Source organism: Synechococcus sp. R6-7 (assembly GCF_047461695.1).
Lineage (GTDB): Bacteria > Cyanobacteriota > Cyanobacteriia > Thermostichales > Thermostichaceae > Thermostichus.
In genome coordinates this window covers 1-4,681 of record NZ_JANSHS010000401.1, presented here as the reverse complement: position 1 = coordinate 4,681, position 4,681 = coordinate 1, and the positions used below count along the sequence as shown (strand labels likewise).

Annotated in this window: 6 protein-coding genes and 1 pseudogene; 2 read left to right on the top strand and 5 right to left on the bottom strand. The window is 56.4% G+C overall.

Annotated elements, in window-relative coordinates; translation table 11 throughout:
• From NW815_RS11575 to NW815_RS11555, 5 genes and pseudogenes are all read right to left on the bottom strand, one after another.
• A pseudogene (locus NW815_RS11575) lies at positions 1-398 on the bottom strand (NAD(P)H-quinone oxidoreductase subunit F); the annotation flags it as partial.
• A gap of 522 nt (positions 399-920) precedes the next feature.
• Positions 921-1,877 (bottom strand): NAD(P)H-binding protein, encoded by a 957-nt coding sequence (locus NW815_RS11570; RefSeq protein WP_414389175.1) that lies wholly within the window; start codon positions 1,875-1,877, stop codon positions 921-923.
• A 144-nt stretch (positions 1,878-2,021) separates the two neighbouring features.
• Positions 2,022-2,312, bottom strand: coding sequence for a 4a-hydroxytetrahydrobiopterin dehydratase (locus NW815_RS11565; protein WP_414389177.1), 291 nt, complete (start codon positions 2,310-2,312; stop codon positions 2,022-2,024).
• Positions 2,313-2,390: 78 nt separating this feature from the next.
• Positions 2,391-2,909 (bottom strand): GNAT family N-acetyltransferase, encoded by a 519-nt coding sequence (locus NW815_RS11560; RefSeq protein WP_414416035.1) that lies wholly within the window; start codon positions 2,907-2,909, stop codon positions 2,391-2,393.
• A 2-nt stretch (positions 2,910-2,911) separates the two neighbouring features.
• On the bottom strand, positions 2,912-3,070 hold the full coding sequence (locus tag NW815_RS11555; protein WP_414374717.1) for a hypothetical protein: 159 nt from the start codon (positions 3,068-3,070) through the stop codon (positions 2,912-2,914).
• A 187-nt stretch (positions 3,071-3,257) separates the two neighbouring features.
• Between NW815_RS11555 and NW815_RS11550 the strand changes: the two genes are divergently transcribed.
• Entirely contained in the window at positions 3,258-4,100 is an 843-nt protein-coding gene (locus tag NW815_RS11550) for a cysteine hydrolase family protein (protein ID WP_238376823.1), read from the top strand.
• A gap of 45 nt (positions 4,101-4,145) precedes the next feature.
• Positions 4,146-4,610, top strand: a complete 465-nt coding sequence (locus tag NW815_RS11545; protein WP_414389181.1) for a cupin domain-containing protein — start codon at positions 4,146-4,148, stop codon at positions 4,608-4,610.
• Positions 4,611-4,681: the final 71 nt, after the last annotated feature.

Here is a 4,681-nt window from a genome sequence, read left to right as displayed (position 1 = left end):
CCCCCCTCAAACAGGCCCAGCAGGGAGAAAAACCGCGCCCAGCCCCAGTCCATTTCCATGTAGCCAAAGCCGTAGATCTGGGCCACCAGGTTCAGCCCCGTCACCACAGCGCAGGCCCCCAGAGTTACCGATGACACCTGCAGCGGCAGCTCTAACATCAGATCCCCCACCTGCAGCCAAGGCAACCGAATGACCTGCGCCGGCTGATCCCAAATTGCCACCAGCGCCCCCACGCTGTGCAGGAAGGCCATCAACGTCAAGAGCGCATTCAGATAACCTGCCGGACGTGGTCCCGTGCGCCGGGTGATTCCTGGGGACCAGATCAGCGCTCCCGCCCACCCCACCAAGGCGTAGAGGGGAATCAGCCATGCAGTTGTGACCAGCCCGTTCAAGCTCATAATCCTCCTTCGGCCAGGGATCTTGGCCAAACTGGAACACTTGCTGAGATCCTGTAAAAAGTCTTAAGCAGCATCTTAGCTGCGAACTAGGATAGATGAAAATTGAACTTTCCGATAAAAACTATAGACAAAAATCTATAGTTCAAGCAGGGGGAGCAGAATAACCTCTGTCGTTGTCACCCCCTCACTCTCTAAAGCGTAGATGGAAATGAACCCGTTGGGAACCTAAGGATTTGCGATTGTTTGGACACAGGGAATGATCAAGAAAACTGGGTTTAGCGCTCCGCACCGCCAAAGCGAAGGCCTACGGCCCGCTGTCGCGACAGAGCGGCTTTGTGTTATGGTACGGGTTGATCTCCGCCAACTTGAATATGGCGCAGTGTCAATAAAAAGTGTCTGGGAGTTCATCCCAGTAGTTGGGGCTATGGCATCCGCTAACGCAAACACGACCCCGTCCACCCCTTCTCCCAAGGTTGCTGCTCAAGCTGCTGTGAAATTGCCGAGAAGACTGAGAACAACGACTTAGAAGGGCGTCTTGACTTTGGGTTGCTTGACCTTTAGCTCGCGAAGCCGTTTCAACATCTTCTGGAAATACTCCGCCAGGTAGTCCTCAAGAGAGGTCAGAGAGGCCAGTTCAATCCCCAGGGTTTCGCATACAGGCGTCATATCGGCGTGCATGGGTTCTTTGGCCGCGATCACCTCCACAAACGCCAGCCGGTCGGCAATGTTCCAGCTCCACTGAAAAAACTGCGCCACCTTGCGCGCCCCTCTCAGCAGTCCCAGCGGCATGGTGCTGACTTTGGCCTTTTTGCCGGAGAGCTGCTCGCACAAGGCAATGACTTCTCGAGCCGTCCAAGCCTTGGGCCCCACCAAGGGAAAGATTTGCTGCTTGGCAGCTTCTACAGTGAGAGCTCGCACCGCAAACCGGGCTGCATCTAGGGTGTCTAGGTAGGCCGTTGGCATGCCCTCGCCGGTTACCCAGACGATTTGTTCTTCCAAGATGGGGATGGCGTACTGGCCAATCAACCCCTGCATAAAGCCCGCTGGCCGGAAAATGGTGTAGGGCATCTGGGATCCGATCAAATACTTCTCGATGTGATGCTTGAAATTCATCAGGGGCACGTTGGGGTACTCGTGGTGGGCACCCATAATGGAGAAAAAGATAAAATGCTTCACCTGGGCAGCTCGGGCTGCATTGATCAGGGCAACTTTGCCATCCCAGTCCACCTGACGGGCGCTGAGGGTATCGGTCACCCGCACCGTGGCACAGTCGATCACCGCCTCGATGCCTTCCATGGCGGAGTTGAGGGTGCTGGGCTGAAGCAGATTTCCCACTTTCAGTTGAGCGCCCCATTCACTCAAGAAAGCAGCCTTTGCCGGATTTCGCACCAGACAGGTGACTTGATGTCCTTCTTCGATGGCTCGGCGCACCACCTGACGGCCCAGCGTTCCCGTCGCCCCCACAACCAGCACGTTCATAAAATTATCATTTCTTAACCTTAGGCTTAGTCTATCAGACCAGCGCAACTCCCGACACAACCTTAGAGGCAGCAACAAACCAATGGGGATCCCTTGCCAAACCGGCTCTGAAGGGATCCCTAGAGTTAGGTACTGAGAAAGCGTTCAGCCGGCCAGCTCGTTCATGCGTTGCGCCAAGGTGAAGTCCAATTCCGTAATGCCCCCGGCATCGTGGGTGGTGAGATCCACCCGCACGCGGTTGTAGACATTGCTCCATTCGGGGTGGTGCCCCATGCTTTCGGCCACCAAGGCCACACTGCTCATCCAGCCAAAGGCTTCGACAAAGGAACCAAACTGAAATTGGCGATGCAGCTTTCCCTCCCGCAAAGACCAGCCGGGCAGTTTCTCCAGCTTGGCCTGGATCTCGGCTTCACTTAGCTTGACGGGTCTGGACATGGGCGTTCCCTCCGGTCGATGCCATCGTTTTCATCACGCTTTCATCAAAAGAGCAACTGAGAGCGGATCCCAGCTTATTTACAAAACTTCATAACCTTTTGGTTCTGCCACGCCAGCGGCGCCGAGGGGTTTGTACAGCCAGTAGCCTTGCACGGAGAAATGGGCCCGCTTGTAGAAATTGAGGGCAGCCTGGTTATGGCGATAAACCTGCAGGGTGATGGCCGCCAGCTGCTGCTGGGATCCCCATCGTTCCACCTGCTGAATGAGGGCCTTGCCCAGGCCCTGCCGACGATGGGCGGGATCCACCCAGAGCAGAAAAATGTAGGCTACCCGCCGATGGGTGGCTTGATCGGTGGAGATGCCGGCCCAAACACAGCCCACCGGCTCTGCAGTTTCTTCTTTCAAGATCCACCAGCAGGGGGTACGGGGTGGGTCGAAGAGGCGATCCAGCGTCTCTTCCAGGTGATCCCAGTTGCTTTGCTCTGGAAAAGATTCCTGCAACGTGGCCTGCAATCCTCGCCTCACCCAGGGCCGATCCCAGGCTGAACCGATGCGCCAACGATAACCCACAGGCAGAGGGATCCCTTGTTCAGCCATCCTCAGGGGTTTGCAGAAAGGGCCACAGGCGTTGCTTCTTCTAGGGGGGCAGGCTGGGCCATATCCTCCGGCAGAAACGAGCGGATGCTCACCACCACCAGGGTAAACAGAAACACCAGCAGGATGAGAGCGGGAAAGATATATTGCCGCAGGATGCTCATGCTTCTACATAATCATTTCAAGTTTCTACAGCATAGCGTGCAGGGAGGGATCCCTGGGCACCCTTTCGGATCATCCTCATCTCAATCCCTATCAACTGACCCTGGGGGATCCCATGCGTTAATAAGGTGAGAAAGTGTAGCCTATGATTCCAAAGTCAGGTCAGCTGTGCATTAAGGTCGAGCGTAGTTGTGGGTCATCACTCAACTGCCCAACCTGATCCCACTGCTGCGCGACGCGAGCGGAGAATCCATGAGCACTCCCAATCGCCCCTTGAAGACCCTTGGGATCCCTCCCAATGCCTGGGCTGTGAATGCCGAAATGGCCGACCTCACCCGTCCGCCCTTGGATCCCCGGCCCATCCTGCTGCCCACCTCCAGCAAAACCCTGCGCTTGGATCTGGCCAAAGCGGCGCTGCTGGTGATCGACATGCAAAACGACTTTTGTCATCCCGACGGTTGGCTGGCCAGCATCGGCGTCGATGTTACACCTGCACGGGCTCCCATCGGCCCTCTAAAAGCCCTGCTGCCCCGCCTGCGACAAGCTCAAGTGCCGATTGTGTGGGTGAACTGGGGCAATCGCCCTGACTTGCTCAACATCAGCGCCGGCTTGCGACATGTGTACAACCCCACCGGAGAGGGAGTAGGGCTGGGGGATCCCTTGCCTAAGAACGGGTCTTTGGTCCTCACGCGGGGCAGTTGGGGCGCTGCTGTGGTGGAGGAACTGGAGGTCAAGCCCGAGGATATCTGGGTGGATAAGTTCCGCATGAGCGGCTTTTGGGATACCCCTCTCGATAGCATTCTCAGAAACCTGGGGCGCACCACCCTCTTTTTTGCCGGCGTGAACATCGACCAGTGCGTCATGACCACGCTGCAAGATGCCAATTTCCTCGGCTACGACTGCATTTTGCTGGAAGACTGCGCCGCCACCACCTCTCCTGAATACTGTTTGCTAGCTACCCTCTACAACGTCAAGCAGTGCTTTGGCTTTGTCGCCTCCTCCTCAGATTTGCTCGCGGCTCTCCCCTGTTAGCACTTGCCCACTATTCACCCCTCATCTCTTGAGCGGAGGATCCGGATGCAAACGCTTTCCCGCTGCGTGATTCCAATTGTTAAAACCCCTGCCGATTATCAGGCTTTTCGCATCAGCCCCCACGATACCAATCGCCTGGCCATCGTGTTCGATCCTTCTCATGCTCAGATTTCTCTGACTTTTTGTGTGGAGATCTTCGATGAGGGAGGCAAAACCCCTCCCAACCGCCATCAAATGGCTGTAGAGATGTTCTTTATCCTCAAGGGTGAGGGCATGGCCATTTGCGATGGAAAAGCGGCCCCCATCAAAACCGGAGACAGCATTTTGGTTCCGCCAACAGGCGTGCATGAAATCCGCAACACCGGCCCAGGCCGCCTCTACGCCCTCTGCTTCATGGTGCCCAACGAAGATTTTGCCGAGCTCATCCGCTCCGGCACTCCTGCGGACTTGGATGAGGAGGATTTGCAGGTGCTGTCGGGGGGCTGGAGAAGGGCATTTGCTGAGGCTTAGGCCTCAATGGCTCTGGGAGCTGTAGAGGTTGGAAGTCAGGGGTACTGATACATTCACGCTGAACTCTCCTG